At 34.0% G+C, this 1,351-nt stretch carries 1 protein-coding gene and 1 pseudogene; one reads left to right on the top strand and one right to left on the bottom strand.

Annotated elements, in window-relative coordinates; genetic code table 11:
* Positions 1-47 precede the first annotated feature (47 nt).
* Positions 48-539: pseudogene (locus RJ01_RS16055) on the bottom strand (IS5 family transposase); the annotation flags it as partial.
* Between the two features lie 174 nt (positions 540-713).
* Here RJ01_RS16055 and RJ01_RS15425 point away from each other — a divergent pair.
* A complete protein-coding gene (locus RJ01_RS15425) occupies positions 714-941 on the top strand; it encodes a hypothetical protein (protein ID WP_034171725.1) in 228 nt (75 codons plus the stop codon).
* The last annotated feature ends 410 nt before the right edge of the window (positions 942-1,351 follow it).

Genomic DNA, 1,351 nt, shown 5'->3' with positions numbered 1-1,351 from the left:
AGAACCTATCCAGAATATTTTCTATGCAAAAGTAGCTTTAAAAAGGCTCAATTAATGAACTGAAGGTTCGTATTTAGGTACTTTTCACAGTTTTTCCAGAGCCTTCTACATTTTTCTAACCAGGCAAATGATCTTTCCAAAACCCAGTGTTGTGGAATGACTGCAAATTTATGCAATTCACTTCGTTTAGCTACATCAACTCGGGATCCGATTAAATTATTAACAGCCAAAGAAAAGGGTTCACCTGTATAACCGCCATCAACAAGTACAACCTCTACATTTTGTAAGCTATCTTTAAGCAAAGTTATAGTATCTCACGCACCTTGACGATCTGTTTTATCTGCTGTCGTAACCAATATTCCATGCGGGAGACCTTCAGTATCAACAATAATATGTCTTTTAATGCCTGAAACTTTTTTACCAGCATCATACCCTTTATCACGTGCAGTATCTGTGTTTTTTACACTTTGTGAATCAATCATGATAAAGCCCGTTTGTTCTTGCCATCCATTGCTGATACGGGCCTCGCCAACCACATTACCCCTCGCATTCTAGATATTGAGGGGTTTTTTCTTTTCTTATGGGTAAATATCCTGGAAGATAGAGTACAAGCTAAAAAGATTTACAGTTCTGTTGTGATTTGTTTGATATTATCTATATCTAGCTATGATTTATTGAGTTTACTATTTCATCATTAAAGAATAGAGGTATATATGTGTTCTAAGCATAGACTTGAAGATGTTACTGCCATGAATAATGAAGGTGATGAGGTTATTATAAAAAGAGTTTATGAGCCTAAATCTAGTAGTAATTTGACTTCAAATATTGGAGGAAATATATATCAACCTTCTAATCAAATTATTGTTGATGGGCAAGTCATAAGATTAACTTTAGATAATTGTTTTATTCACCCCAAAAATAAAAAAATATATTCGATCTGATCTAAAAAATATTGTTTAAACCTCCTCCGGGAGGTTTATTAATAGCTAAGCTTTTCTTGACAGATTATAGCGCACGAAACCCGCTATAAATATTCTATTAGCAGGTCTTTTATTTCCCAGAAATATAAAGAATAGAATCCCGTATATCTTCACCAAAAGATATACGGGCTTAAAAAAACCTATGAAACTACGAAGTAGAGTCACACCGAATGGTGTGCCAATCTTGGTTAAACACTTGGACGGCCGGAATCCTGACCTAGCTCACCGATTTGCGGAACGACGAACTTTTAAAATTACAAAACGTAAAGTAAGCCAGGATTGAAGCTAACTGGGACTTGTATTCAAATTTCATATAAGAGATTTTATGTTAAATAATGGTTTTTTATATGATCTAGTATTTCTAAATATAA

The organism is Acinetobacter sp. YZS-X1-1 (assembly GCF_000804305.1).
Taxonomy (GTDB): Bacteria; Pseudomonadota; Gammaproteobacteria; order Pseudomonadales; family Moraxellaceae; genus Acinetobacter; species Acinetobacter variabilis.
The sequence above is the reverse complement of the archived record's forward strand: the minus strand, read 5'-3'. Positions and strand labels throughout refer to the sequence as shown.

Excerpts from the sequence above, each read along its gene's own strand:
- RJ01_RS15425 (WP_034171725.1), top strand. The coding sequence starts at position 714 with ATGTGTTCTAAGCATAGACTTGAAGATGTTACTGCCATGAATAATGAA.